This is a genomic window from Cytobacillus dafuensis, assembly GCF_007995155.1.
GTDB classification, from domain to species: Bacteria; Bacillota; Bacilli; order Bacillales; family Cytobacillaceae; genus Cytobacillus; species Cytobacillus dafuensis.
On the sequence record NZ_CP042593.1, the window covers coordinates 276,601 to 300,955 of the forward strand.

Below are 24,355 nucleotides of genomic sequence, written 5' to 3' on the forward strand. Positions count from 1 at the left end.
GTATTAGGTTAATATTATAAAAGGATAATGAAGGGACGTAATAACAAGTGGATATTAGAAAACCTAACGATTTAGAGCTTAATAAGGTTATGTTACTTTCTCCACAAGCTGTATTTGATGGCACTTTGGGTGAAGTAAAGCCGACAAATGAAAAAATTAAACATCTTGTTGAACCGCTACTTGAAAAGGGTTGCTATTATTTAATAGCAACAGAAAACGATCATTTAATGGGCTGGATTCTTATAGGGGCAAGCAAAGATCAATTTACCGATAGGATGAATGGATTTATTTATGAACTATTTGTTTTAGAAGAATTTAGAGGGAACGGGATTTCTAAAAGGTTAATGAAAACGGCCATTGACCATCTAAAACAAGATGGATATCCTGAAGTTCGACTAAGTGCATTTGCAGGGAATCATGCTATTAAATTATACGAAAAAATGGGCTTTAGCATAAGAACAGTTACAATGAGCTTGCCGTTATAAGTAACTGGCTTCAATAACATTTGCCCAATGCATGCACATTAAAGGTGGTTTGAAAAAAGCCAATGGTTATGGACAGCTATAACAGTGATTCCTCTTCTTCGTAACGGTTTCGCGTAGGTTAAGACTTTGCCCATTTCTGTAATAGGTGCTTTTTCACGAATATTCCCTAGATCTTTTGGAGGTGTTTGAAATTAATAAAAGGATAAGAGTAATTCTTGGATTAGTTGGTAGCTTTATTTTATGCCTTTTTGGAGTATATGGTTTAGTGAGTGAGAATCCAATATCAAGTTTAGCATATGCCCCTATAATATTAGCGGTCGGTGGCTTTATTGGATTTATTGGAGGTATGATTGAACTTAAAAAAATAAATGGTGCCTAAACAAACAGATGCATTCCTTAAAAGAGGGATGCTTAATTTTTATTAAGAAAATTCATTGATCCATAGTGTATGCTTGCTCCAACAATTGTAGAGGGAGTCTGATTAAATTGGAAAGACTATTAGAACAGCTAAAAAAAGCTGGAGTCCATATTATGAAAAATGATTTTGATATTCTTTTAGAAAATTTCAATGATGAATTAAATAATTCCAGTGAAATAGACGTTCTTATAAATGGGCTTATATCGAACATAACAAGAAGTGAACATAAAAAAATATTATTAGAATGTCCTATGACTCTCTTAAACAATTTGAGCAATACGAAAGAAAAAATGAAAATCGTTGGTGAAAGAGTAATATTTACTAAGGATTTTTCGGAGCGATTGGCTATTTCGGTTCCACCTTATGAAGTATGGTCAATAACTGAGCCGAGGGCCATATCGTTTTTATCTGAAGTGATGGGTGTAGATAAAACAGAGAAATTTCTTATGAGTATGAGAAGTGAATTACCAACACAAGTGAATAAAATGTTTACTGTCTATGTCATTGACAATGACCCTATTGGTGTGGTGTTTCCTCATATTGAACCTGAAACAGATCAAGAAGGACGGATTTTTTGGATAGGAATTCATCCTAAATTTCTTGGAAAAGGATTTGGAAAGGACCTGCATTTAATAGGGTTATACAGGTTGCATCATGAATTTAAGGCAAAATCTTATCTTGGGGCAACAAAAATAGAAAACCTCTCCATGAGAAAAATTATGAGTGCAAACGGATGCCATCAACATAAAAATAGTGTCATATCATTGGAATATTCCTTATAGAATGTGAGGGTTAATAAATGAGACAGATTATAGCAATGGGTGGAGGCGGTTTCTCAATGGAGCCAGATAACCTTCTGCTCGACCGGTATATACTAGCTCAAGTTAAGAAAGAGTTGCCAAAAGTATGTTTTATTCCTACTGCCAGCGGAGACGCAGCAGGCTATATTGAAAGATTTTATGAGGCATTTAAAACATTACAATGTCAGCCATCACACTTATCGTTATTTGAGCCCAACTTTGAAGATTTAGAGCAATATGTACTTGAGCAAGACATTATATATGTGGGTGGAGGCAATACGAGAAATATGCTTCTTTTGTGGAAGGAATGGGGATTAGATAAAGCTTTGAGAAAAGCGTATGAAAACGGGACGATTCTTTCTGGACTAAGCGCTGGTTCAAATTGCTGGTTTGAAGAAGGACTAACAGACCCAATAAACGCACCACTACATAAAATAAATTGTTTAGGTTTTTTGAAGGGAAGCCATAGCCCTCACTATGATGGAGAGGAAAAAAGGAGACCCTCTTATCATCAATTAATCTTAGAGGGAAAAATGCAAGAAGGCTATGCAGCTGATGACGGAGCAGCGTTACACTTTGTAGATGAATCTTTAACTAAGACTGTAAGCTCAAGGCCAAAAGCGAAGGCTTACTTTGTTAAAAGTGAAGGTCGTAGAATTATTGAAACCGAATTGAACACCATTTACTTAGGTGATAAATAGGAAGTTTCTTCAACGAATGGGGGTGTTACTAGAAAAGTAGTAATGCTCTTTTCTTTCTTGAAGTTACGTGGCAGCCAAAATCACAGAAAGTGAATTTCAGTTGTATGAGCGAAGATAACTTACCAAAATCATCTGCTATAATCGCTACAAGAATTGAGTACCATAAGAATGACTTATGATTTAAAAACTATGTGTCTTAAAGGTGAATAAAATGACTAAATTTACGAAATGGGCAGATATGGAGACTGAATCAAAAATAATTAAATGTAGTATAGGGAGCGTAATATTTCTATCTATTGTAATAGCAGCACTTGTTCTTTTTATGATTGCTAATTTTCTTTTCAAAATTTACTTTTTGGATTATCGATTTGATGATGGAGAATTAGAGCCGCCTATTGAGCAAACTGTTTAGTCGGCGGGTCAAGTCATATATAAGATACTGGCTAAACCTTGTTCATTTTCCATGACTTAGGGTACGATTAATATAGATAAAAACAAGAATTATGTAAGGAGGGAAACTATGCAAGAAACTACAAAACAAGAAATCTATTCTTGGATAAAATCAATTGCATTTGCTTTCATTATCGCTTTTATTTGTAAACAATTTCTTTTCACAACTACGACTGTATTTGGTGAATCAATGGAACCTACCTTTCAAGACCAAGATAAAGTGGTTTTGAGCAAAACGGCTGAAATTCAACGATTTGATATGATAGTGTTTGATGCACCAGATGTTGAGGGTGAACACTATATTAAGAGGGTAATTGGCCTTCCAGGAGATCGTATTGAGATGAAAGATGATGTTCTTTATATTAATGGGAAAGCAATAGAAGAACCGTATTTGATAGAAAATAAAAAAGATAATCCATTTAATAATCTGACTGAGGACTTTTTATTGGAAGAAAAAACAGGAAAATCCATTATCCCTAAAGATATGTTATTTGTAATGGGAGATAACCGTTTAGTGAGTAAGGACAGTAGATTTTTCGGACTTGTTCCCTATGATTCGGTTATTGGAGAAGTGAAATTTCGATATTATCCATTAGAAGAAATCGGCATACCTAAATAAAACAGAAGTAGGAGTTGCTAAGGTTCAAGGGAGATTGAGCAGATAGCAGCTCTTTTTTTTTTTTTATTAGCCAATGCAGATTTTTGGAAGAAGGATTTAATCTTTGTTGTACAGAAATGTAGTAAGTAATGAATTTTAAAATGGGTGGGATAAAATGACAGGGCAAAAATTTGTAGATTCAGATACGAAAGAGGCAATTGAAGAGCTTCTTAAAGTAGTAAATCACCAAACTGCCTGTACTCTGGGCTACAGATTGTACTGAACATGTCATTCATTATTTCGAACAAAAGTATCCGCAAGATGAGCGACCTAGAAAAGCGATTGAGAGGCTAAATTAATTAAGAGTAAATTGGCTTGATATCAAGTTCTCTCGACCAAATAGGTAATAGACCAAATATGAAGAGAATAGGAATAATGTGGGACAGGGGATTTGTATGGATTTCAAAATTGTATTTTTCGATGTTGATGGAACGATTACACACCATGAAGATGGCAGTATTTCAAATAATACTAAAGCAGCAATAAAAGCATTAAAAAACAAAGGAATAAGAGTGGTAGCGGCAACAGGAAGACCGTTATCTATGTGCAATGAAATAAGAGAATTGGGAATAGATACCTTCATCACCGCAAATGGCGGGTATGTGAAGCACAATCAAGAGATTATTCATAAAGTGCCGATGGATAAAAATATCATTCAAGAAGTGTTTGATTTTGCATACACAGAGAACCATGGTCTGTCATTCTTCACTGAAGATTTTAGCATGAACGGTGTGCAAGGTACTGAAATCTTAAAAGCATTAAAGGAAACTTTGTCATTGAATGATTATCCTGCTATCAATAAACATATTTATAATCAAGACGTATATCTAATGTGCTTGTATGCCGATGACAAAACTGCCCAGAAATACATTCAAAAATTCCCGCATCTAACCTTTAAAAGATGGCATCCTTTTGTGTTGAATGTATTGCAAGAAGAGATATCAAAATCTTTAGCGATCATAAAAGTTTTAAAGTATTTTGGGATTGATCAATCTGAAGCAATAGCGTTTGGTGATGGAGATAATGACATAGATATGTTGGGACTAGTAGGACTTGGTGTAGCGATGGGGAATGGGACTGAACAGTTAAAAAAAGATGCAGATTTCGTCACGAAAAAATCAAGTGAAGACGGGATCGAGTTTGCATTAAAAAAGTACGGGGTCATTTAACCATAAATGGGGGAGAGTATGAATATCATAAAAAACATATCAATCCTTGTGATCTTAATGATTCTATTATCATCTTGCAGCACCTTCAGACCGTTAAGTGGTTGCCCAGATAGTGAAATTGAATGGGTCGATATGGTAATGATCAATGATATAAAATATCAGCATCATTTTCCTGATCAGACTGATGGGAATATTCCTCTATCAATTGAAAAAGGCAGTGAGATTGGGAAAGTAACCTACAAGATGGCGGATAGTGCATGTAGTAATCACAAGACAAAAAATGGTGATGCTGCTTATTTAGAGAAGGGCACACCAATTTTTGAAATAAAAGGATATCCATCTTCATTTGTCGTCGTAGCGAATGATAGGGTGTTTGTAGCAGAAGAAAATAAAAAGGCCAAAACCGCAGGCGAATTATACGCAATGGATCAGCTGGTGAAAAATATTTATATCGAAAGTACAGAAGATGGGAGTCGAATGCACACTTTCTCGCAATCTTCAAAAGATAAATTTCTAGATGCCTGGTATCAATTAAAGTTAGAGGATGTAGAAAAATTATATAAAGAGGGGAAACAAGAAGGAAAACGTGTTTTCTTAGAGATTGAACTAAACAATGGAGTCACCTTTAGAGAACTTTACTGGGCTGATTCGAATACATTTCATTCTGGAGCAATTGGAAACAAGGAAATAAAAGAAATCATTGATCATGAATTATCAAAAAAGAAGTAAAAAAGCATTCAGGGCACTGTCCTTGAATGCTTTATCACTTTATTCAGAGTGAATTTCCTGCACACGGCCAATCTGTCCATCGGTTAGCCTAACTTTAATACCGTGTGGATGGGTGCTTGATTTGGTGAGAATATCTTTCACGATGCCTCTCGTAAGCTTCCCCGTTTTTTGATCCGCTTTTAAAACAATATCAACAGGCATGCCTGGTAATACGTCCTTCCGGTTTTGTCCGTTCATTAGACACCCATTTTTCTGCGGGTATTGCTTGTTTTTTTGGTTTGCTGGCTTTTTAATTTTTTTGTTGAAAGGTCGCCATGCGCTTTTCCTTTACCAGCGGAGGCTTGGTTCTTTTTGTTTTCAAGCTGCTGCTTCATTGCCTCCTGCAGGCTGATTTTCTTTTTAGGTGCTTCAGATTGATTATTCTCAGTCATAGAATCTCCTCCTTTTTGAATATGATATTTAGTCCAGTATAATCTATTTTCACTTGTTTGTGAAAGAACAACTAGATCAATTATTGACATTATATTATCGTTTTCTACGTTAAATCATTTAAAAATATTGTAGTGATGCAGGAGTGGGTAACAAATGAAAAAACATTCCTCCTTCATGTAAAAATTTGTTAATATTAACACATCTAATATAAACAAAAAATTCAAAAAATCAAGATTTTTAAAAGTCATTCTACTTTCGAGGGGTTGTGCAATGAATAATAAAGCTGTTATTTTAGGTTGCAATTATTATATTGGTTTAAGTGCCATTCGTTGCTTAGGTGTGCACGGGATTCATACGGTGGCAGTGGATTATTCTAGTGAACATAATTACGCTGCGGATTCTAAATATTGTTCAGAGAGGCTTAGTGCTCCCCATTACAAAAATGAGAAAGATGATTTTGTTCAATTTTTAATAGATTATGCAAAAAGGCAAAGTGTCCCTCCCGTACTTATTCCATGTCATGATTCATACGTTGAGGTCATTGATCAACACCTAGAAGAATTAAAAGAATATTATCTGATTACGCAAACAGAGCAGGGACTTTGGACAAATATAATGAATAAAGAAATATTGAATGAAATAGCAAAGGAAAAAGGTGTTCTAATACCAGAAACAGTACGTGTAGAAGAAGAGAATTTCATTGAAAAAATCGAAGAAAACATAAAATATCCTTGTATTGTTAAACCCACTGATTCACCTGCATTCGTCGCAATATTTAGACGGAAGGTTTTTAAAGTCCAAAATAGAGAAGAGCTAGAAGCAGCGATCAAAAAAGCGAATGATGCTGGTTTAGAAGTCATTGTACAAAGAATCATACCAGGGTTCGATGACCATATGTACACGTTTGATGCCTATTTAAATCAAGAATCGAAAGTCACACATTGGGTTAGTTGTCAAAAATATCGACAGTTCCCAATTAACTTCGGCGCTTCCGTGTATACTGTTCAAAAATATGTTCCAGAGCTGTATGAGATAGGTGCGAAGTTTTTAGAAGATATTCATTATAAAGGTTTTGCAGAGATTGAGTTCAAAAAGGATGCCGAAACAGGAAAGTTTTATTTAATTGAAATCAATGCGAGGATTACGACCCTTAATAACATGCTCAATAAAGTTGGCGTTAACTTTCCTTATATAACTTATTTAGAGCTAACGAAACAAGAAATTGGAACAAAAGCAATAGAACATGATACTAATATAGCGTTTTGTTATGCGTATGAAGATATTTTAGCAATAAAAGATTATATGAAAACGGGACAACTATCCATTCCACAAATTATTCCTACATTATTTAAGAAAAAGACATATGCCATATGGGATTGGAATGATCCTAAACCGGCCATTTCATTTTTGAAGATGATGAATTCAAAGATGTTTAGTAGACTCTCGAAATCATAGGGGGATGCCAAAAGGGTAATCAATAATATGTTTGGTTTCTTTTTTTCATTGAGGGAGGTTTGTTGAAGGAGAATTCAGCAGGAGTTATAGAAAAGGAGTTGATTCCAATTAAAACAAAAATTAATCACCCATTTATCTATTTTTTGATTGAACCAAATGTAGTTATTGTCTATCAAATTAAAACAAATAATTATTTAACCATATCAGATATGATCAAAATTGACGTGTGGTTGACGTATGAAATAAATAATAAAGTTGAATTTGAGAAATTTAATCACGAAGAACACCAACCAGTCGAAGGAAGAGGGTTCTTTATAAATCAGGAAGATATGAACAAGATGGTGGAGGAAATAAATAAACATATTCAAAAAAAGCGATATTTAAAGGGGATGGGGAATCAACTTGGTGCGGTCCATATCGTTAATTCAGAATCTGCAGCCGGATCTTTAAGAGTAGGTCTTGAAAGACCAAAGACTGTAATTGGATTTCCAGACTCCTTTTCGATTGGACCATTGTGGAAATTAGATGAAAAAATTGGTCAATCATACCGAAAAGAATGGTTATTTGAAAATATTAATTTTGAGCAGGAAGACTATGAATATGAAAATAAATTTACCAATACATTGCGTGAGATTGAGGATATAGCAAATGATGTTCCAATCTATATTTGGTATGGGAATAATGCTGATGAACAAACTGGTCTCCGTCTTTTACTCTATTTATTGCGAGAAAAGACAAATGAGATTTTTCTTATGAACTCAATAGAACTCTATGTGAGATATAGTGCTACCGAAGAAGAGCAACCTATTTTCCATACAGGCCAAATGGCTTCAAAAAATTTAAGACTATTATTTGAAAATAACAAAGAGAACAAACCATTATCAGATAAAAAGCGTATTCAATTTCATAAGGAATGGGAAAAACTGTCCCAAACTAAAGAAGTGTTACGTTTATGGATAGATGATGAAATTAAAGGTGTACCAAAACATCATTATGATCCACTCATCATCGAAACAATAGGAAAGCTGCATCATAAGCAAGGTACGAAAGATTTTATTAAGACTGGAAGTGTGATTGGCGAAATATTGACTCAAATGGATTCGTATATAAATTATTCCTTTTTAGAATATAGGATTCGTCATTTAATATACAGTGGGGTACTCGAGTTAAAGGGAATACCCAAATCAATGAGACATTATAGTGTAAAACTTCGGTAATTCTCGGCGAAATTGGTGAAGTGACAAAGTATTCAGAAATAGAAGGAACATACAGGTGGTGGCTTCCATGAAGTATTTGGCTGTACTTATTATCATTTTATTTACTTTATCTGGCTGTAATAATGGTTACGATTCGCTGGAAAAAGCAGTACAAAGTCAATGGAAAACTCCGATAGAAATCATCAACCAAGATGAAGATAAACAATTAGTCTACTATTTAGACCAGACTCAACATATCTTGGGTGTTTATCATTATGAGAAGGGAAAATACAGTTATGACAATGAACAAAGTGTAGGAATAACATTTGAATCAGAGAGCGGTTTACCTTTTTTTATATCAGCTAATTATTTTGAAGGTGTAGGTAATATAATTCATGGTGCAATTAAAACAGATAAATATGAAGTAGAAAGGTTTGTTATTGAATATAAGAATGGAGAAACTCAGGAAATTAAAGCAAGAAACAATACATTTATTACTGAATTTCCATCGTATCTAACAATAAGTGCAGTAGAATTTTTGGGGAAAGTTGAAAATGCTTATGGTTATGATAAGAACAATGAAATTGTTGAAAGTTGGAATTAGGTATTCTACTTTAATAAATGTAGAAAAGCCGGAAGAAAAAAGGCAGCGCTGAATCAAAAATCAGGCTGCCTATTTGTGTGTAATTAACTAAATTATACCACTATTTTTTACGAATTATCAGTCTTTCTTTTTTCCATTTTGTTGGTAGTCTTATACTTAACACTAAAGGGAGGTAGATTTGATGATTGATTATAGAATAATACCAAGAGAAAACTTTACTGACAAAATTGGGGAACTTGTGTCTATGCTTGAACATACAAGAGCAGTTACACTGAGTGAAATTTCTAATTTAAGCCAAAGTGAATTAGATTATTTACCAAATGAAGGTTCGAATTCTATCGGTTCTCTTTTATTACATATTGCGTCGATTGAGTTTGTTCATCAAGTTATCTCGTTTGAAAAAAGAGATTTGAATGAAGACGAATATTTAAAGTGGGGATCAGCTCTGGAACTTGGAGACAAAGCGAGAGATGTGATTAAAAATCACTCTCTTGAATATTATTTAGATGAATTATTTCAAATTAGAGAAAATACACTTACATATCTGAAATTGAAGAAAGATAGCTGGTTGTTTGAGGAAAATAAGTGGGGTAATGGTGTTTCTTATAATAATTATTATTTATGGTTTCATGTTATGGAGGATGAAATTAACCATCGTGGACAGATTAGAACAATTAAGCGATTGTTGGAAAATAATAAATAAATCTTATTCAGCTAAAGAGCAGTTTTATAAAACAAGAATAGTATGAAGTGATGGAAAAATAGTGGTAAAGAGGAAGGGGGATTTTATGGCTGAAACGATTTTAATTATTATTTTGATGATTCCCATATATGGTTTGGTAACTTGGTCTTATTTTTATCCTGAAGAAAGTTTATTATTTGGGAAAAGATGGATGTATAAAGAAGAACCAGAGCTATCCAATGAAGTTATCCGTTATACTAAATTCGCATCAATGATAGTGATGATTGGATTACCCATTTTTGTAATTGGTTTCATCTTTGATATTTACTTTCTTAGACTTACGTTGGTGGTAATCCCTGTATTAGTGGTACTTGGGGCATTTAAAATATTCACAGATGAAAAAGATTCTTAAACTATCGGTTAGCGATACTTCAATATCGAAGATCGTTTTTTTTTTTTTTGTTCAGCGAACAGAGTAGGTTAATGGAAGTATTTACCTATTCTACTTAAGTTGAGCGATTAATTTTTAATGGTAATACTAAATATATATATTATTAAGATAGGTTGTTTTCGTAAAGTTTGTTGTTTTTAATGCACTTTTATTTAACTATCTGAGTTGATTGGAGCGGAGGGCACTTGACTCCTGCGGGAATGGAGGGAAGCGTGAGACCCCACAGGCGCAAGCGCCGAGGAGGCTCACGTCTCTCCCCGCGGAAAGCAAGTGACCGCAGCGGAAATCAACGGGCAAAATTTGAAGGCAAAAGCAACAATATATGCGAAAAGAGCCTTAAGATAAGTAAGGAGCGACAAGATAGTTCGAACTTCTGATGATTTTGATATATATTAATAATTGTATGTATAATGTTTAAATCTAGATTTCCTACATGAATCTAGTCTTCTTTGGAAATAAAATGATTATGAATCCTTCTAAACGATCATTCGTGTAAGACAATTTTAAAAAAAGGAGAGGGGTTATCTCATGGGAAAAATCGAAGTAGGCGAAATCTTTACAAATGACCAGGGCGAGGAAATTGAAGTGCTAGCAGTGGTAAATATGGAAGGGACAGAATACGTTGCAGTCGGCTTTGTGGAGGATCTTCAAGAAGAAATCGAGGAAGACATTGATATTTTCTTTTTAAAGGTCAATCAGGATGGAGACTTCACAGCCATTGAAAGCGACGAGGAATTCGACAGAGTTTCTTCAGCTTTTGATGAAATAATGCAAGAAGACTAATACTTTATAGGACAAAAAAGGGATTATGAAAACCTTGCTAATGCAAGGTTTTTTGTTGTTCAGCAATCGTGCACCATTCTTTCATAAGAAGTCGACTTTATTGATAGGTGGAGATTTTTAAAAGTGTTTAAGCTCTAACGGGGGCATTTCTACAATAAGTGGAAACGCTTTTTTATATTGATCGGCAGGTTATTTTAAGAAGGATAGTGGTGTCCTAATACAGAAGATATTCAGCAAACAGGTTTAATTGAAGTAGTAGCTGCCATTTTGGTAGCTTTTTTTATTCGACAAACAGGGTAGACTGTTTAATTCAATAAATTACCATTTGTTTCAACGGGAATAATCGTTATAATTGGTGTAAAATTACACTATAAGAACTGACTTCTTTTTGTTAGTTTGGAATTTTAATGTGTACATGAAAGGATGAAAAAATATGTTAAAAAAATCGATTATATTTGTAGTTGCAATAATGTTTATACTGGTGATTATTTATAATTTCGCCGAAAGTGAAATGGTACATACTGGTGTAGCACCAGATAATTATAGCTTTATGGATGTAATAACATATATTTATCATGGTTTAATCTAAGCTGCACATAAGATATCAGAATTGATTTATGCAGGATGAAGAGAAGGATGTTAATTTATAAATTCCTTCTCTTTTCCTAATAATAAAGCGATCTCTTCTCCAAGTTTTTGAATTCCTTCTTCAATTTTTTTGTCTTCAACCTGGGAAACACTCAAACGGATAACATTTTCCTTTTTATATAAGGGTAGATACATACCGGTCGCATCTTGGATAAGAACATTCTTTTTCTTAAGGCTATTTACGAGATGAGCTGCCTTAATATTGGAGGGCAACTGAATGGTTGAATAAAATCCAGATTCGGCACCAGTATATGAAACATTTCTTGGAAGATATTTATGAAAAGCCTGTTTAAGAATTTTCCCTTTTTCACTATAAACTTTTCTCAGACCTTGTATATGCGCGTTATACATGCCGCTTTGCAGATAAATTTCCAAGGCTCCTTGAGTTATAACAGGGGTATGAACATCAGCTGCAAATTTTGCTTGGGTAAAAGCTCCTAAAAGCGAATCTGGTAGTACTACTGCCCCGAGCCGTAAGCCTGGCAATAAGACTTTCGAAAAACTTTTTGTGTATATTACTCTCCCCGAAGGATCATATGCAAACATAGGATCAGCCTTTCTCCTTGTATCTAGATCTCCCATATAATCATCCTCAATAATATATACATGATATTTTTGTGCCAGCTCTACGATTTTCTTCTTTTCCTGATTCGTATAACTATATCCGGTAGGATTCTGGAATCTTGAAACGGTATAGAAAAATTTAATTTTCCTTTGTTTAAAAATCTTTTCTAATTCTGTAAGATTAATTCCATCCTTTGTCATTTCTATTCCGATTGCATTCAATCCACGGGAGCGAATGGAATCAATAAAACTAAAATGGGTCGGTTGCTCAACACAGATTTCCTCTTTCTCATTTGGAAAGGCTAGAGATACTAGAATATCTAATGCCTGCTGTGAGCCAGAGACTACAGCAATCCTATCTGGAGATGCAAAAACTTGAAGTTCCTGTAGTTGCTTTGAAAGCTGAAGACGGAGTGACGTTAGACCAAGAGGTTCTGAGTATTGAAACATCTCTTCTTTATACAGATCGATTGCCTGATTCATACAATGCTGATAATCACGATAAGGCATATTCCATCTGTCAGGACCTGCGGATGAAAAATCAATTAATTCTTCAGTTAGATTAGGTTCTAAATTACGGGTACCCACAAGAAAATAACCACTTTTGGGAACCGAATAGATTTTGTGTTCTTTTTCCATTTCACTGTAGGCTTTTACAATCGAATTTATACTGCAACCAAAGGTTTTTGAGAGTGCTCGGATTGAAGGTAACTTTTCACCAGGCTTAAGATGTCCATCTGATTTTTGACCAAGTATATAATTTATTATTTCTTCATACTTTCTCTCCATAAGTAACCCTCACATTCTATCGCAGATTAACGGGCTGTAAGACCCCCACTTCAAGAAGTTGAGTTAAGAGTAAATTTCTAAGTGGGGGGGTCAACAGCCCGTAAAAGCCCGATTGGTCCAACTAACAATCAGTGTGGGATGAAGGAACCCCCCTACTGATTGAAGTTTCACTTTATCTGTATAGGTACAGATAACAATTTTATCATCTTCCAAAAAATAAAAGTCCCATATAGTATAAAATTAACAGAAGAGTAAATTTTCTTCATCAATAAAGGAGGCTATTTATGAAAATGTACAAATCTAAAAATGGTTCAACAAAAAAACTCTTTAACGTAGCAGCATTCTTTTTAATTCCAATCATTTTGGTTTTTACATGTCTATCAACAGTAACTAAAGCAGAAGTGCAAAAAACAATGAAACTAGAAATTGAAGGGTTGTTTAATGGTAAAGAAGGAACAATGGTTCTTAAGAATTTAAAAAATGATAGCCTATATGTATATAACAGTGAAAGAAGCACAAAAAGGCTTACACCAGAATCAACATTTAAAGTGCCTAATTCTTTAATAGGGTTAGAAACTAGTGCACTAAGAGACGAGTATGAAGTAAAACGTTGGGATGGTGTTGTAAGGGAATTTGAAAGTTGGAATCGTGATCATTCATTAGCTTCAGCGATGAGGGAGTCAGCTATATGGTTTTATCAGGATATGGCAAGGGATATAGGTGAAATAAAGATGCTAGAATATATGAACCAAATCGGGTATGGAAACGGAGATATATCAGGGGGAATTGATAGATTCTGGCTCGATAGTACATTAAAGATTTCAGCAGTGGAACAAGTTGATTTCTTGGAAGACCTTGTAGAAGAAGATCTCCCTTTTAAAAAAGAAAACCAAAAAGTTGTAAAACGAATGATGATACAAAATGAACAAGACAATTATACGCTTCATGGGAAAACAGGAACAAGACTTTCGGATATGGGATTAGGATGGTACATAGGATTTATCGAAACAGATAAAGAAACTTGGGTATTTGCAGTAAATCTTAATGGAACTGGAACACAAGCAAAAAATATTACAATCGAAGTATTAAAGAAAATGCATATTATAAACTAGATCTAGCAGTCAAAAGTATTTTTTCGATAAAAGATATTTTAGAAATAAGGTGAATTTGTGAAAGAGTACTTTTATACAAAGGTTTTAGCTAGTTTGGTTGGAATAGTAATGACTATCTTGGCAATTATTTTTGGTTTATTTGCTTTAATTGGTATAGGATTATCAAACGCATGGAGTAGTGAGAACAGTACTTCTACAACTCAATACTCCTCTGTTTTTCCCATCTTTGTCATGATATTTTCTATTGGTCTATTTACATTCATTGGCTCGTTAAGACTTAAAAATAAAACATGGAATATTATCTATATTGGATTAATTGTACTTATTGGAATAGGTTTTATAATCACGTTTTTTGTAATTTGGGGGGCAATAGGATTAAAAATTGAAATTTTTATTTTATTTATTGGATTCCTATATATATGTTTAGGGTATATGGCTTATAAAAAAAGATAGAAATAATATTGCCTTATATGTTAAGGTCACATTTATCAAAAAGCAGTATAAATAACAAAATAACTAACAGTCAATTTAGCACATAAAAACGTTAGGGGATTTTTCCAGGCGTTTTTTTTTTATCGAATATAATTTTTGTTCTTCAAATAAAGCTCTTCGTTAGTGCCTTATGATACTATAAAAGTTTTTTAGCTCTTAATAAATCCTTTAATATTTCGCTTGAGTCTAGTGTAGCAACTTCTCCAAAGAACATATTAAAAGTAATCACATCCCCTTTAGGTGAATATTTTACGGATGATGCGTTTAAGTCATCATATTCATCTGTTTTGAATCGAAGTTCCCATCCTCCTTCATTAAAAGGAATAAAATCTCCGTTCTTCCACTTTACGAGCCAATACTGATTAGTTGCCATTTTGTATTTTAAATCTTGCAAAAGTGCTTGAATCTCCTGAGCATTTTCCGTTAATAATGTTTCTACCCCATCTATCGTTACATACACTTCTTTAACTTGTTCAAATTCTTTATCCTGCCATGGCCTTTCCTTTTCAAAAAGAATATGTCGGACATCATCATCAACATAATTCCAATCTAAAAATAAGAAAATACCACAAATAATAACTGAAATAATAATAAAAGTTTTCTTCATATCCCTTCCCCCGAATTAAGAATATTTTTTTAACTAAAATGTATGTCAACGAAGGTTAGCTCCTAGTTAGTCTTAGTATAGCCATTCACTATTTATAAATTAATTTTAACATTAATTTTCCATTTCTCTTCAAAACGTTTGATATTTAAGCCCCTTATTTTTTCTGCAGGAATAAATATTTTTTTATTGAACTAGCGTAAACATTTAGTTTAAGAAACAATAAAGAAACCTTATATTGACACAAGCGTCTAATAATGAAAAGGAGGAGTGCTTTTGAGAATAAAAAAATGTTTAATTACTGCAATAATTTGTGTTTTTTTTATACTTGTTCTTTCTGGTTGTAACAATAGCAGTTCTGAAAATTCATCAGCAGATTGGTCTGCTTCATTTGTTGTTTGGGATGGTTATATTTATCATTTAACTGATGAATATGTAGATGAAATAGATGGAGAAATTGGAGTAGTAACAAAGTATTCAGATAAAGAGGGTACATACTCTGGCAACTTCTCTAATGTATATGAAAAAGGTACAAAATATTTCGCTATAAAAGGAATAAATACAGAAGAAGCAATAGCTATTCAAGAAGAGGGTGGGAAATATAGAAAAGTAATAAGGGAGGGAAAATATGGCGAGAAGTAATTTACTGTTAAGCTAAAGGCTGAGCAGAAATATCTGGCTAACCTTATAATACGAAGGATGCATTAATCCAAGAAGGATTAATGCATTTTTTGTTGTAATTATTTAGCTTAGGGAGCAGTATTGTTGAATTAGAGTATTATTAAAAGTGTAGAAAGGGAGAGAAAAATGAAAATATCAGTAATCTACCCTATACTTTACCGCCTTAGAATAAGCCAAAAGCGACTTTTCCGTTTTATTCGAAATATGAAGGAGAAAAGTAGATTTTCAAAAAATTTAAGAAAAGACTCTTATTCGTTTACTTGTAAGAAACATCAATCACTTTTAAGAAGAAAATTAGGTAATAGCGACCCTCAACTTCAAGAAAATAAAATTACTAATTTAAAACTTGCAGCTAATAAAATTGACGGTATCATAATTAATCCTGGAGAAATTTTTTCCTTTTGGGAATTAGTTGGGAAAACAACTAAGAAAAAAGGATATATTGAGGGAATGCTACTTTCAATGGGTGAGGTCAAAAAAGGTACCGGTGGTGGGATCTGTCAATTGGCCAATCTCCTTTATTGGATGGTACTTCATACTCCATTAGAAGTAGTAGAACGACATCATCATAGCTTTGACCCTTTCCCTGACGAAGGAAGAGTTCTCCCTTTTGGGAGTGGTGCAAGTGTGTTTTACAATTACATAGATTTAAGATTTAAAAATCCAACGAATCAGCCTTTCCAAATTAGAACTTGGGTAACAAGTAAACACTTAAAAGGGGCAATTTATACTGATAAAGAATGGGAGTTTTCTTATCATATTCAGGAAAGAAATCATAAATTTATTAAACAAAACGGCAAAACTTTTCGAAAAAATGAAATATGGAGAAAGGTTGTTGATAAGAGAACAGGAAATTTCATAGATGAGTCCTTACTTATTAAAAACTTTTCAGAGGTGAAATATGAAGTATCTGAAGAGAAATTGAGAACCTATAGTCTTTAAATAAACGGGTGCGCTCTACGAATTAAGTGGAGCGCTTTTTTAATAACGGAGCCGTTTGGTTTAATAAGGAATAATAAGCGCGATACCTAATCTATGGGAGCATATTTTTAACATAAAAATAATTCCTGTTATATATTTACATCTTTAGAATTAAAATATACAATACAGTTAAATAAATTTAACCGGTTAAAAAGGAGATTGTATAATGAATCAAAAACCAATATTAGTTATTGAAACATACGACCAATTAAAAGCGATTAGTGATCCTCTTAGAACAAAAATGCTTATTTTTTTAGTAGAACAACCTCATACAGGACATATGCTTGCAAATGAATTAAATCTTTCTAGAGCTAAAATCCTTTATCATCTAAGGGAATTAGAAAAACACGGGATCATAAAGCTGGTGAAAAAAGAAGAAAGGGGAGGAAATATCCTAAAATATTATCAAGCAGTGGCAAGAGGCTTTATTCCAGCTGATCATTTACTAAGTTACGTTGAATCAAAAGAGGCAACTAGACAATCATTTTTAGAGGTCATAAACAGAGCTAAAACAAGAGTGTTAACAGCTCCCGAGGAGTCATTTGAATTAAACTCATCTAATGTAGAAGAATGGTTAAATATGTCTATTCAAAGAGAATTCTCTTTAAGTAAAGAAAAATTTATAAAGTTTACTCGTCAATATAGAAATTTATTAGATTCTCTAATAGATGATGATTCAGATGATGAAGATAAACAACTTTATTACATTATGACAACAGCCTTCCAGATAGAGGAACCACTATTTAACAAAAACAGCAAATAGTTAATGGAGGAATCTAATTGGAAAACCAACAAGTGTTAGATGCATCTAATCACAAGTTTTATTTTGTAGAATTGTTAAGAAATCGACCATTTATTCTCTTATGGTTATCTAGCACAGCATCTTTTCTGTCATTATCCACATATTTATTTGCAGAACAGTGGTATATCATTACCGAATTGAATAAAGAAGCTTCACTTGGAATTGTCATGATGGCAACTATGATTCCAAGAGTCCTTTTTATGATTATAGGTGGTGTTTGGGCTGATAGATTAAAAAAATCACAAATTATGTTTATTTCAAGCTTGATAAGATTCTTAATAGTACTTATCATGATTTTTTTCCTTGGAATGAGTTGGTTACAAATTTGGCCATTGGTAGGCTTTGCATTAATATTTGGTATCCTTGATGCCTTCTTCTCTCCCGCTAATACATCATTACTTCCCATTTTGGTTCCAAAAGAAGGGCTGATACGAGCCAATTCATTGATACAGAGTTCAAATCAAATAGCAATGGTTTCCGGTCCAATGATTGGAGGGCTCATTCTTGCTGCAGGATCTTTTATCCATTTGTTTCTATTCGTAGCTCTTTTACTCTTTATGACATCTCTTTTCTCTCTACTTATAAACGAGAATGAAAATATAAAACTAAAAAAAAAGTCAACCATCTCAGAGTTAAAAGAAGGAATTGCATATGTTAGAAGTATGCAATCTCTAAAAAGTATGTTAATAATCCTGGTTATTATCAATTTTCTGTTCTTTGGTCCTCTATTAATGGGGATTCCTCTCGTTGTAGATAAGGTAATTCAGGGAAGTGCTTTAGATTTAAGCTTTCTTCAAAGCTCATACCAAGTTGGTATGCTTGCAGGAGCATTAATGATAGGAGTATTAACGATTAAGAAAAAAAAGGGGTTAGCTATCCTATTAATGATAAGTACATTAGGTATATTGCTTACGTTTCTAGGACAAATAGAGAAAATTTGGCAGGGGGTGCTTTTATTAATTTTAATGGGTTCGCTTTCATCTTTTATTAATGTGATGTTAGTAACTTCTATACAAGAAAAAAGTCAGAAAGATAAAATTGGAAGGGTTATGAGTCTAGTAAGTGCATTCTCTAATGGGCTGGTTCCTTTATCTTATGCCTTCGTTTCTTTAGCTCTGGTTTTTAATTTTGGTATATCGCATATAATGATGATCTGTGGTCTAGGAATTACTATAATATCTTTTGTATTTCTTGCAAAATCGAAAGTTATTAAAGAAGAAATATAGTACATGAACTTTTTTATTAAGTTATGTGTGGCTTTGATCAGCTACTTTTTGGTTAGGTTACAGTGGCTGCATTTCTGTAATAAATGATATGAGTTTTGTATTTCCAGCTAAGTTAATGAATAAATGTATTTAAACAATAGTGGGCTTTCTTTCAAGAAAGAACATTTCCCATTTTATTAACTACAGAAGGAGGTTTGGTTGAATAACAATTCCATTACTATATGAATAATATTAAAATTATCTTATGTACATGGTAAAGCCCAAAATGAAGGAAATGCTTATTTCAAGTCTTATTAATCTTTCAGGAAGTGAGCAAATGAAAAAAGAAAAGCTAATTAAAAAATATGATAAACAGGTAAAAGTGTATGAAAATAATCGTGCTAATCAAAAGCTTGCTGGATGGAGAAGTAAAATAATAAAAAACGCATACGGAAAAGTTTTAGAGGTCGGAGTTGGAGCTGGAGCGAACTTTCCTTACTATGATAGGAATAATGTTGAGGTAACTGGAGTTGATTTTAGCTCGGAAATGATTAAGAGTGCCAAAAGAGCAGCATCAGTTTTTCAAGTGAAAGCAGAATTTATACAGGAAGATATTGATGAGTTGATATTAGAACATAACTCTTTTGATTGCATCGTATCAACCCTTTCACTTTGCAGTTATCCTGACCCAATTGTAACATTAAGTAAATTTAATAGTTGGTGCCGTAAGGATGGGATCATACTGTTAATGGAACATGGTCTGAGCTCTAATCCATTACTATCCTTTACTCAAAAAATGATTGACCCACTATATGCTAAAATATCTGGGTGTCATTGTAACAGAAATATCGATAAGATAATTGAAAAATCGAATCTTCAGGTTGATCATATCGAACGTTATTGGTCAGATATCATCTATTTAATACGGGCAAGACCCTCTAAGTAACAGTTCGATTCTAATTAAGCGAATAGGCGATACTTGAATAACGAGGATCGCTTCTTTTCTTGTTCAATTAAGGGGCAGATTATTTTAATAAGATTTTACAATTAATACAATAATAAAATAAATAAATAAATTAAAATGTGGTAAAGGGGGCGGTTGTATGAAAGAAGAAAATAAACCATTTAATGATGTAATAGACCACTTTAACAAGATAGAAGGAAATGCTGCAAATGTTAGTAAGAATGCTGTAAAAAAGTTGCCAAAACCATTAAAATATTTTGGGTATTTTATGGCTGGCTTCTTATCAATATCTATCTTGTTAATGATAATTTTAAATTTATTACAATAACTGAAACTTGAATTTTAAGACCGTCTGAAACCATTTGGTAGTTTTTCTTTATTAAGGTAACGGTAGGTCAAATTTCTCCAGCTGGCTATATTGGTGAAATTGTTATTGTTTATGAATTTCGAGACAAAATGTTTCAAGCAAAATCAATTGATTTCAATATACTACTAAACTTAATAATATGAAAGAAAGCTCAGAAGAATACTTTTCATCGTTGAGAATATATACATAAATAGGAATCTAACTATGCATTTTCTGGTGAAGGGAGAAGTCTCATGAATAAATTAGTAAATGATAATCTGTATGAAATGAGAAATAATCTACTAAAGGAGATTGCTTTATTAAGTGATGCTCAATTTAATAGTAAGCCTGATATGAATATGTGGAGTATAGCACAGGTTTGCCATCACTTAGTTTTAGTGGAAGAGGCATCTATAAAGGCTATTGCATGGGGATTAAAAGAGATTGATAGTACTCAAAAAGAGCGTAAAAACGTTCAACTTATATTATTGGATAGAACGAAAAAGATTAAAGCTCCAAAAATCGTTGAACCAGATGTAGAACTATTTGAAGTTCAGCAAATAGTTGATTTGTTAAACGATTCGAGAAAAAAATTGATGACTTTTCTTAGCACGATAGAAGATAAATCCATATTGGCGGAAAAATCAGTGAAGCATCCTGCTTTAGGTGAATTACCTCTTGATCAATGGATTGAACAGATCTATTTGCATGAACAGCGACACATAGAACAAATAAAAGAGATAAAATCACTTTTAGACAACTTGCTGATTTAGTGGAGCCTTTAACAACATACGATTCACTTAATTACTGGATTCCCGATCACTCAATAACCCGGGCACACGCTCGGATTAGGCGGCCATCCACAACCTACATTTAGTGTATACCCAAGCGGAGCTGGGGTCTCAAATCGAAGAACAAAGTGGTACGCTTGTGGATGCCTCTTGTGGCCACCAATGTGTACATGATCCCCGTTAAGAAGCATAACACGTGGGGTTGCAGGGCATCTTCCCTTATCATTAAATCCGTTATAGAACAACCCATGACAATTCACACAAAATTCCCAATAAGGTTGTTCATTAGAATAAAGCTTTGGGGCATCGTGCTTTAGAACAAAATGATATGCTTGGTCGTGGCGCTGATGGACACCGCCAGCGGGGCATGTTCCCCCTGAATATCCGTTAAAAAACATCCCATGACACTTTACACAGAACTCCCAGTCAGGTTGAGTATATTGATTACCAGGGATACTATGATTGGGCGTGTAATTGTAACCCATTCCTGTTCGTGGCTGTTTGTGGCCACCTCTTCCGCCAGGGCACCTTCCCTTTTGAGCGTATCCGTTAAAAAACAATCCGTAACATTTTTCACAAAAAGCCCAATCACCTTGAATAGCCAAAACTGCTCCCCCCTTAATAAGTTTATGAAACTTCGATTTTTTCACCAATATATGTTTTCGTTTTACGTTTTGTGTATCGATTGTGCTGGATTGTTTTATAAAAAAGGGATTTTCTTACAAGTTTTACGTATATCCTGCTAATGGTAGCTTTATTAAAATGTGGGGGGATTTAGAGATTGTAAAGCAAAATTTCCCTTTATAATTAGATCCTTGTTTTGTAATACGATTCTTAGTGGCTGTAAACATACCTGATTCGAATACACTAGGTCAACACTAGCGAAAACTACAAGTTTTTTAGGAACATTAAATCGATCTATCTCACCAATTTCAGAAATAATCGTTGCCGCGATCTTTTCTCCGATACCTAGGATAGATTTGATGATATTATTCTTCAATTTTTTAGTGAGAGTGTCTATCTCTGCCTCTAACTTTGAAAAATGCTCTATGTTCTGACGAAGAATATTTATATACATTAATAAGTGAAACCTATTTGAAAATATACCATTAAAAAACAAGCTAAACGATTCAATCGAATAGTAAATTTCGTTATAATTATAAATTAAAGGGGGTGCTTACAGATGGAGAATCACGTTAGATTGTCTGGTACTTCTTCCACTCATGCAAAGCCTATTATTGGAAAGGCGATACTTTGCATGGGGCGAGACATTTAATTTTATCGCTGAACAAGCTTTTCTAATATTTTGGCTTTGCACCTTATTTTTTTCAAAATCAAAATAAGGGGCGGGCAAAATTGAAATATATTAATGCAAACAAAGTTTTACCTGAAAAGCTAATCATGGAAATCCAAAAGTATGTCCAAGGGGAAACCCTTTACATTCCTAAGCCGGAAACGGAGTATCGGAAATGGGGAACTTCAAGTGGCGGGAGACGGTGGCATGATCGCCGTAATGCTGCTATTAGAAATTCTTTTATTAGTGGAAACAGTATCCAGCAACTTGCTAAGGAATATTACCTCTCAACTGAAACCATTAAGAAAATTGTTTATTCACATAAAAAGTAAGTGAAAAGCACTGGTGAAAATTCTTCATCAGTGCTTTTCTGTGTAAAAAACGTTTCTAAGTCATTTTCTCCATTTTAGAAGCTAGCTGCATTTTTTAAAATAAGTGTAAAGAGACATCAGTAAAATGTTAGGAGAGACACGTGATGATCGAAAAATTTATTAAAAATGAACATTTAAATTTTATAAAAAAACAGATTGCTTTGATTAAGGACAGCACCAAAAAGAATGTACCCCCGACCGTTTTGGCTGCTGTGATCGACTTAGCCAATGCCAAAATCTTGGATCTCATTCCAAATGCTTCATCGGACCAACAAGAAATACTGGATCTTTCCAGACTGAAAACAGATGACGAGTATGAGCAATATATCCAGCATCTTTCGGACTTTTTGCTGCCTTTTCCAAAAATCACCGAGCAGCAGCTGAGAAAAATGTTTCCGAAGAATAAAAAATTAAAGCTGCCTGATTTATCACAAATAGACCACAGCCAGCTGACCTATTTAAGTTGGAACGATCTAAGAGCCAATAAAAAATTTATTGTATATCGGGTGGATGGAAAGATGGTAGGCATTGAATGTAAATTTGCACCTACTAGTAAAAAAAATCTTTGTTCCTTCTGCAATTGCTTTGGTGAGGTTGCCTATTTTTCCACTGTAACAAAAGCCAAAAAACCTAAAAATCCGGATTATTACAAGTCCATCGGCAATCTTATTTGCGCCGATAGCAACGAATGCAATAATAAAATAACCAATGTTGAAAATTTAACAACTTTTCTAAAGGACTCACTAGGAATGTGAAAACTTCACAAGTAAAAGAAGAATCCACTTTGATCATTTTTTTCAAAATGGATTCTATGTCTATTGCTGTATGTCATTTCTGGCTTAATTTTTCTAACCACTACCATGTTTTTACTCCAATCCTTTGTAATGAAACTAAATAAAATAGTAATAATGAATAATTCTCTTACTATTTTAGAAATCCTGAGCTAGATAAATATTATTAGAGGAGAAAGTCCATAAACCTCTAATAACCATCTTACTGTCCCATAGTATCGAAAGTAACCCGAAGAGAAAGGAGGAATAAACAATGTCGTATCCATTCGATTGCATTACCAACTTTATTTTTGTGGAAACCGAAATTGCTCTAGCAGATGTAATTTTAGTTTTTGGTGGTAACCATCCTCAACTTAAGGAAAAAGCTCTTTCTTGTATAAACAAGGATTAGCGCCGTGCATACTTCCATCTGGGGGATATAATCCATACGCTGGAACAACTGAATGGGATTACTTACAAAAGATTGGCATTGCAAATGGAGTGCCTGAAGAAGCGATATTAAAGGAAGATAAAGCACAAAATACTTTTGAAAATGCACGTTTTTCATTGGAAGTTCTACGAAAAATGGGAATACAACCTAGAAAAGTTATAATGGTCTGTAAAGCGGGACGCGCCCGTCGAGCATTACTATCTTATCAAGCGGAATTCCCAAAAGAAACGGAGTTCTTCGTTTCTCCCGTAATCGATAGGTATGGGATAACCAAGGAAAATTGGTTTTTGTCTGAGGTTGGAATAAGGTCGCATTATGACTGAAGTGGAGAAAATCGGTAAATACTTTGGTCGCCATATTCCAAATTGGATTAAATAGAACTTGGATTTTGTCTATGTTAAATCACTAATTGGTGCAATGATTTAAGACATATCTACCATTCTTGGTTCATTTTTCATGTCCGATTAGCAGAGCCGT

General features: G+C 33.6%; 32 protein-coding genes and 1 pseudogene. 27 read left to right on the top strand and 6 right to left on the bottom strand.

Features of this window, described 5'->3' with window-relative positions; translation table 11 throughout:
* Positions 1 to 47: 47 nt before the first annotated feature.
* The 8 genes from FSZ17_RS01410 to FSZ17_RS01445 all read left to right on the top strand — a co-directional run bounded on the left by FSZ17_RS01410 (position 48) and on the right by FSZ17_RS01445 (position 5,410).
* A complete protein-coding gene (locus tag FSZ17_RS01410) occupies positions 48 to 485 on the top strand; it encodes a GNAT family N-acetyltransferase (RefSeq protein ID WP_057776142.1) in 438 nt (145 codons plus the stop codon).
* Between the two features lie 486 nt (positions 486 to 971).
* Positions 972 to 1,685, top strand: coding sequence for a GNAT family N-acetyltransferase (locus FSZ17_RS01420; RefSeq protein WP_057776144.1), 714 nt, complete (start codon positions 972 to 974; stop codon positions 1,683 to 1,685).
* 17 nt (positions 1,686 to 1,702) lie between these two features.
* A complete protein-coding gene (locus FSZ17_RS01425) occupies positions 1,703 to 2,404 on the top strand; it encodes a Type 1 glutamine amidotransferase-like domain-containing protein (RefSeq protein ID WP_057776145.1) in 702 nt (233 codons plus the stop codon).
* 211 nt (positions 2,405 to 2,615) lie between these two features.
* Positions 2,616 to 2,816 carry a hypothetical protein gene (locus tag FSZ17_RS01430; protein WP_057776146.1) on the top strand — a complete coding sequence of 67 codons (201 nt, stop codon included), beginning with the start codon at positions 2,616 to 2,618 and terminating at the stop codon, positions 2,814 to 2,816.
* Positions 2,817 to 2,924: 108 nt separating this feature from the next.
* Positions 2,925 to 3,473: a signal peptidase I gene (gene lepB, locus FSZ17_RS01435; RefSeq protein WP_057776147.1), complete on the top strand. Its 549-nt coding sequence runs from the start codon at positions 2,925 to 2,927 to the stop codon at positions 3,471 to 3,473.
* Positions 3,474 to 3,742: 269 nt separating this feature from the next.
* The gene (locus FSZ17_RS24060; RefSeq protein WP_407643437.1) at positions 3,743 to 3,811 is read left to right on the top strand and encodes a hypothetical protein; all 69 of its coding nucleotides are present in this window, start codon (positions 3,743 to 3,745) and stop codon (positions 3,809 to 3,811) included.
* Positions 3,812 to 3,907: 96 nt separating this feature from the next.
* Positions 3,908 to 4,681 carry a Cof-type HAD-IIB family hydrolase gene (locus tag FSZ17_RS01440; RefSeq protein ID WP_057776148.1) on the top strand — a complete coding sequence of 258 codons (774 nt, stop codon included), beginning with the start codon at positions 3,908 to 3,910 and terminating at the stop codon, positions 4,679 to 4,681.
* 18 nt (positions 4,682 to 4,699) lie between these two features.
* On the top strand, positions 4,700 to 5,410 hold the full coding sequence (locus FSZ17_RS01445; protein ID WP_057776149.1) for a hypothetical protein: 711 nt from the start codon (positions 4,700 to 4,702) through the stop codon (positions 5,408 to 5,410).
* A 39-nt stretch (positions 5,411 to 5,449) separates the two neighbouring features.
* Here FSZ17_RS01445 and FSZ17_RS01450 read toward each other — a convergent pair whose 3' ends face one another.
* Together FSZ17_RS01450 and FSZ17_RS01455 are read right to left on the bottom strand one after the other, a co-directional pair.
* Positions 5,450 to 5,647, bottom strand: a complete 198-nt coding sequence (locus FSZ17_RS01450) for a YwbE family protein (protein WP_057776150.1) — start codon at positions 5,645 to 5,647, stop codon at positions 5,450 to 5,452.
* Positions 5,647 to 5,841 carry a hypothetical protein gene (locus tag FSZ17_RS01455; protein WP_057776151.1) on the bottom strand — a complete coding sequence of 65 codons (195 nt, stop codon included), beginning with the start codon at positions 5,839 to 5,841 and terminating at the stop codon, positions 5,647 to 5,649. Before FSZ17_RS01455 ends, FSZ17_RS01450 begins: the two co-directional genes overlap by 1 nt.
* 271 nt (positions 5,842 to 6,112) lie before the next feature.
* On the opposite strand from FSZ17_RS01455, the gene FSZ17_RS01460 reads away from it, so the two are divergent.
* The 6 genes from FSZ17_RS01460 to FSZ17_RS01485 all read left to right on the top strand — a co-directional run bounded on the left by FSZ17_RS01460 (position 6,113) and on the right by FSZ17_RS01485 (position 11,013).
* Positions 6,113 to 7,297, top strand: a complete 1,185-nt coding sequence (locus FSZ17_RS01460) for a carboxylate--amine ligase (RefSeq protein WP_057776152.1) — start codon at positions 6,113 to 6,115, stop codon at positions 7,295 to 7,297.
* A 62-nt stretch (positions 7,298 to 7,359) separates the two neighbouring features.
* Entirely contained in the window at positions 7,360 to 8,514 is a 1,155-nt protein-coding gene (locus tag FSZ17_RS01465; RefSeq protein ID WP_057776153.1) for a DUF1835 domain-containing protein, read from the top strand.
* 67 nt (positions 8,515 to 8,581) lie between these two features.
* Complete coding sequence (locus FSZ17_RS01470; RefSeq protein ID WP_146846326.1) at positions 8,582 to 9,097, top strand: hypothetical protein; 516 nt, start codon at positions 8,582 to 8,584, stop codon at positions 9,095 to 9,097.
* 181 nt (positions 9,098 to 9,278) lie between these two features.
* On the top strand, positions 9,279 to 9,800 hold the full coding sequence (locus tag FSZ17_RS01475; RefSeq protein ID WP_057776154.1) for a DinB family protein: 522 nt from the start codon (positions 9,279 to 9,281) through the stop codon (positions 9,798 to 9,800).
* 85 nt (positions 9,801 to 9,885) lie between these two features.
* On the top strand, positions 9,886 to 10,191 hold the full coding sequence (locus FSZ17_RS23245) for a hypothetical protein (RefSeq protein ID WP_185150656.1): 306 nt from the start codon (positions 9,886 to 9,888) through the stop codon (positions 10,189 to 10,191).
* Positions 10,192 to 10,758: 567 nt separating this feature from the next.
* Entirely contained in the window at positions 10,759 to 11,013 is a 255-nt protein-coding gene (locus FSZ17_RS01485) for a DUF1292 domain-containing protein (RefSeq protein ID WP_057776909.1), read from the top strand.
* 639 nt (positions 11,014 to 11,652) lie between these two features.
* Here FSZ17_RS01485 and FSZ17_RS01490 read toward each other — a convergent pair.
* The gene (locus FSZ17_RS01490; RefSeq protein ID WP_057776910.1) at positions 11,653 to 13,014 is read right to left on the bottom strand and encodes an aminotransferase-like domain-containing protein; all 1,362 of its coding nucleotides are present in this window, start codon (positions 13,012 to 13,014) and stop codon (positions 11,653 to 11,655) included.
* 284 nt (positions 13,015 to 13,298) lie between these two features.
* Here FSZ17_RS01490 and blaOXA point away from each other — a divergent pair, with 284 nt between their 5' ends.
* Both blaOXA and FSZ17_RS01500 read left to right on the top strand, forming a co-directional pair.
* Positions 13,299 to 14,126, top strand: coding sequence for a class D beta-lactamase (gene blaOXA / locus FSZ17_RS01495; protein ID WP_228460263.1), 828 nt, complete (start codon positions 13,299 to 13,301; stop codon positions 14,124 to 14,126).
* Between the two features lie 57 nt (positions 14,127 to 14,183).
* On the top strand, positions 14,184 to 14,579 hold the full coding sequence (locus FSZ17_RS01500; protein ID WP_057776911.1) for a hypothetical protein: 396 nt from the start codon (positions 14,184 to 14,186) through the stop codon (positions 14,577 to 14,579).
* Between the two features lie 175 nt (positions 14,580 to 14,754).
* Here FSZ17_RS01500 and FSZ17_RS01505 read toward each other — a convergent pair whose 3' ends face one another.
* Entirely contained in the window at positions 14,755 to 15,225 is a 471-nt protein-coding gene (locus tag FSZ17_RS01505; RefSeq protein ID WP_057776912.1) for a hypothetical protein, read from the bottom strand.
* A 273-nt stretch (positions 15,226 to 15,498) separates the two neighbouring features.
* On the opposite strand from FSZ17_RS01505, the gene FSZ17_RS01510 reads away from it, so the two are divergent.
* The 7 genes from FSZ17_RS01510 to FSZ17_RS01540 all read left to right on the top strand — a co-directional run bounded on the left by FSZ17_RS01510 (position 15,499) and on the right by FSZ17_RS01540 (position 20,974).
* Complete coding sequence (locus FSZ17_RS01510) at positions 15,499 to 15,864, top strand: hypothetical protein (RefSeq protein WP_082625460.1); 366 nt, start codon at positions 15,499 to 15,501, stop codon at positions 15,862 to 15,864.
* A 165-nt stretch (positions 15,865 to 16,029) separates the two neighbouring features.
* Positions 16,030 to 16,845 (top strand): VanW family protein, encoded by an 816-nt coding sequence (locus tag FSZ17_RS01515; protein ID WP_057776913.1) that lies wholly within the window; start codon positions 16,030 to 16,032, stop codon positions 16,843 to 16,845.
* 205 nt (positions 16,846 to 17,050) lie between these two features.
* Positions 17,051 to 17,647, top strand: a complete 597-nt coding sequence (locus FSZ17_RS01520) for an ArsR/SmtB family transcription factor (protein WP_057776914.1) — start codon at positions 17,051 to 17,053, stop codon at positions 17,645 to 17,647.
* A 17-nt stretch (positions 17,648 to 17,664) separates the two neighbouring features.
* Positions 17,665 to 18,912, top strand: a complete 1,248-nt coding sequence (locus FSZ17_RS01525; RefSeq protein ID WP_057776915.1) for an MFS transporter — start codon at positions 17,665 to 17,667, stop codon at positions 18,910 to 18,912.
* A gap of 316 nt (positions 18,913 to 19,228) precedes the next feature.
* On the top strand, positions 19,229 to 19,837 hold the full coding sequence (locus tag FSZ17_RS01530) for a class I SAM-dependent methyltransferase (protein ID WP_057776927.1): 609 nt from the start codon (positions 19,229 to 19,231) through the stop codon (positions 19,835 to 19,837).
* Between the two features lie 157 nt (positions 19,838 to 19,994).
* Positions 19,995 to 20,183, top strand: coding sequence for a hypothetical protein (locus FSZ17_RS01535; RefSeq protein ID WP_057776916.1), 189 nt, complete (start codon positions 19,995 to 19,997; stop codon positions 20,181 to 20,183).
* Between the two features lie 272 nt (positions 20,184 to 20,455).
* Positions 20,456 to 20,974: a DinB family protein gene (locus tag FSZ17_RS01540; protein WP_057776917.1), complete on the top strand. Its 519-nt coding sequence runs from the start codon at positions 20,456 to 20,458 to the stop codon at positions 20,972 to 20,974.
* A gap of 50 nt (positions 20,975 to 21,024) precedes the next feature.
* On the opposite strand, the gene FSZ17_RS01545 is transcribed toward FSZ17_RS01540, so the two are convergent.
* Together FSZ17_RS01545 and FSZ17_RS01550 are read right to left on the bottom strand one after the other, a co-directional pair.
* Positions 21,025 to 21,597, bottom strand: coding sequence for a hypothetical protein (locus FSZ17_RS01545; RefSeq protein ID WP_057776918.1), 573 nt, complete (start codon positions 21,595 to 21,597; stop codon positions 21,025 to 21,027).
* A 201-nt stretch (positions 21,598 to 21,798) separates the two neighbouring features.
* A pseudogene (locus FSZ17_RS01550) lies at positions 21,799 to 22,079 on the bottom strand (transposase); the annotation flags it as partial.
* A 269-nt stretch (positions 22,080 to 22,348) separates the two neighbouring features.
* On the opposite strand from FSZ17_RS01550, the gene FSZ17_RS01555 reads away from it, so the two are divergent.
* The 4 genes from FSZ17_RS01555 (at position 22,349) to FSZ17_RS01565 (ending at position 24,201) form a co-directional block, all read left to right on the top strand.
* The gene (locus FSZ17_RS01555) at positions 22,349 to 22,618 is read left to right on the top strand and encodes a CD3324 family protein (RefSeq protein ID WP_057776920.1); all 270 of its coding nucleotides are present in this window, start codon (positions 22,349 to 22,351) and stop codon (positions 22,616 to 22,618) included.
* A gap of 143 nt (positions 22,619 to 22,761) precedes the next feature.
* Complete coding sequence (locus FSZ17_RS01560) at positions 22,762 to 23,412, top strand: FusB/FusC family EF-G-binding protein (protein WP_057776921.1); 651 nt, start codon at positions 22,762 to 22,764, stop codon at positions 23,410 to 23,412.
* Positions 23,413 to 23,701: 289 nt separating this feature from the next.
* Positions 23,702 to 23,839 (top strand): hypothetical protein, encoded by a 138-nt coding sequence (locus FSZ17_RS23600; protein WP_228460264.1) that lies wholly within the window; start codon positions 23,702 to 23,704, stop codon positions 23,837 to 23,839.
* Positions 23,821 to 24,201, top strand: a complete 381-nt coding sequence (locus FSZ17_RS01565; RefSeq protein ID WP_228460265.1) for a YdcF family protein — start codon at positions 23,821 to 23,823, stop codon at positions 24,199 to 24,201. The genes FSZ17_RS23600 and FSZ17_RS01565 overlap by 19 nt, the downstream gene beginning before the upstream one ends.
* Positions 24,202 to 24,355: the final 154 nt, after the last annotated feature.

Bases quoted from the DNA above. Each gene is read 5' to 3' on its own strand.
- FSZ17_RS01425 (WP_057776145.1), top strand. From the start codon at position 1,703: ATGAGACAGATTATAGCAATGGGTGGAGGCGGTTTCTCAATGGAGCCA.
- FSZ17_RS01430 (WP_057776146.1), top strand. From the start codon at position 2,616: ATGACTAAATTTACGAAATGGGCAGATATGGAGACTGAATCAAAAATA.
- lepB (WP_057776147.1), top strand. From the start codon at position 2,925: ATGCAAGAAACTACAAAACAAGAAATCTATTCTTGGATAAAATCAATT.
- FSZ17_RS01440 (WP_057776148.1), top strand. From the start codon at position 3,908: ATGGATTTCAAAATTGTATTTTTCGATGTTGATGGAACGATTACACAC.
- FSZ17_RS01445 (WP_057776149.1), top strand. From the start codon at position 4,700: ATGAATATCATAAAAAACATATCAATCCTTGTGATCTTAATGATTCTA.
- FSZ17_RS01450 (WP_057776150.1), bottom strand. From the start codon at position 5,647: ATGAACGGACAAAACCGGAAGGACGTATTACCAGGCATGCCTGTTGAT.
- FSZ17_RS01455 (WP_057776151.1), bottom strand. From the start codon at position 5,841: ATGACTGAGAATAATCAATCTGAAGCACCTAAAAAGAAAATCAGCCTG.
- FSZ17_RS01460 (WP_057776152.1), top strand. From the start codon at position 6,113: ATGAATAATAAAGCTGTTATTTTAGGTTGCAATTATTATATTGGTTTA.
- FSZ17_RS01470 (WP_146846326.1), top strand. From the start codon at position 8,582: ATGAAGTATTTGGCTGTACTTATTATCATTTTATTTACTTTATCTGGC.
- FSZ17_RS01475 (WP_057776154.1), top strand. From the start codon at position 9,279: ATGATTGATTATAGAATAATACCAAGAGAAAACTTTACTGACAAAATT.
- FSZ17_RS23245 (WP_185150656.1), top strand. From the start codon at position 9,886: ATGGCTGAAACGATTTTAATTATTATTTTGATGATTCCCATATATGGT.
- FSZ17_RS01485 (WP_057776909.1), top strand. From the start codon at position 10,759: ATGGGAAAAATCGAAGTAGGCGAAATCTTTACAAATGACCAGGGCGAG.
- FSZ17_RS01490 (WP_057776910.1), bottom strand. From the start codon at position 13,014: ATGGAGAGAAAGTATGAAGAAATAATAAATTATATACTTGGTCAAAAA.
- blaOXA (WP_228460263.1), top strand. From the start codon at position 13,299: ATGAAAATGTACAAATCTAAAAATGGTTCAACAAAAAAACTCTTTAAC.
- FSZ17_RS01505 (WP_057776912.1), bottom strand. From the start codon at position 15,225: ATGAAGAAAACTTTTATTATTATTTCAGTTATTATTTGTGGTATTTTC.
- FSZ17_RS01515 (WP_057776913.1), top strand. From the start codon at position 16,030: ATGAAAATATCAGTAATCTACCCTATACTTTACCGCCTTAGAATAAGC.
- FSZ17_RS01520 (WP_057776914.1), top strand. From the start codon at position 17,051: ATGAATCAAAAACCAATATTAGTTATTGAAACATACGACCAATTAAAA.
- FSZ17_RS01530 (WP_057776927.1), top strand. From the start codon at position 19,229: ATGAAAAAAGAAAAGCTAATTAAAAAATATGATAAACAGGTAAAAGTG.
- FSZ17_RS01535 (WP_057776916.1), top strand. From the start codon at position 19,995: ATGAAAGAAGAAAATAAACCATTTAATGATGTAATAGACCACTTTAAC.
- FSZ17_RS01540 (WP_057776917.1), top strand. From the start codon at position 20,456: ATGAATAAATTAGTAAATGATAATCTGTATGAAATGAGAAATAATCTA.
- FSZ17_RS01560 (WP_057776921.1), top strand. From the start codon at position 22,762: ATGATCGAAAAATTTATTAAAAATGAACATTTAAATTTTATAAAAAAA.
- FSZ17_RS23600 (WP_228460264.1), top strand. From the start codon at position 23,702: ATGTCGTATCCATTCGATTGCATTACCAACTTTATTTTTGTGGAAACC.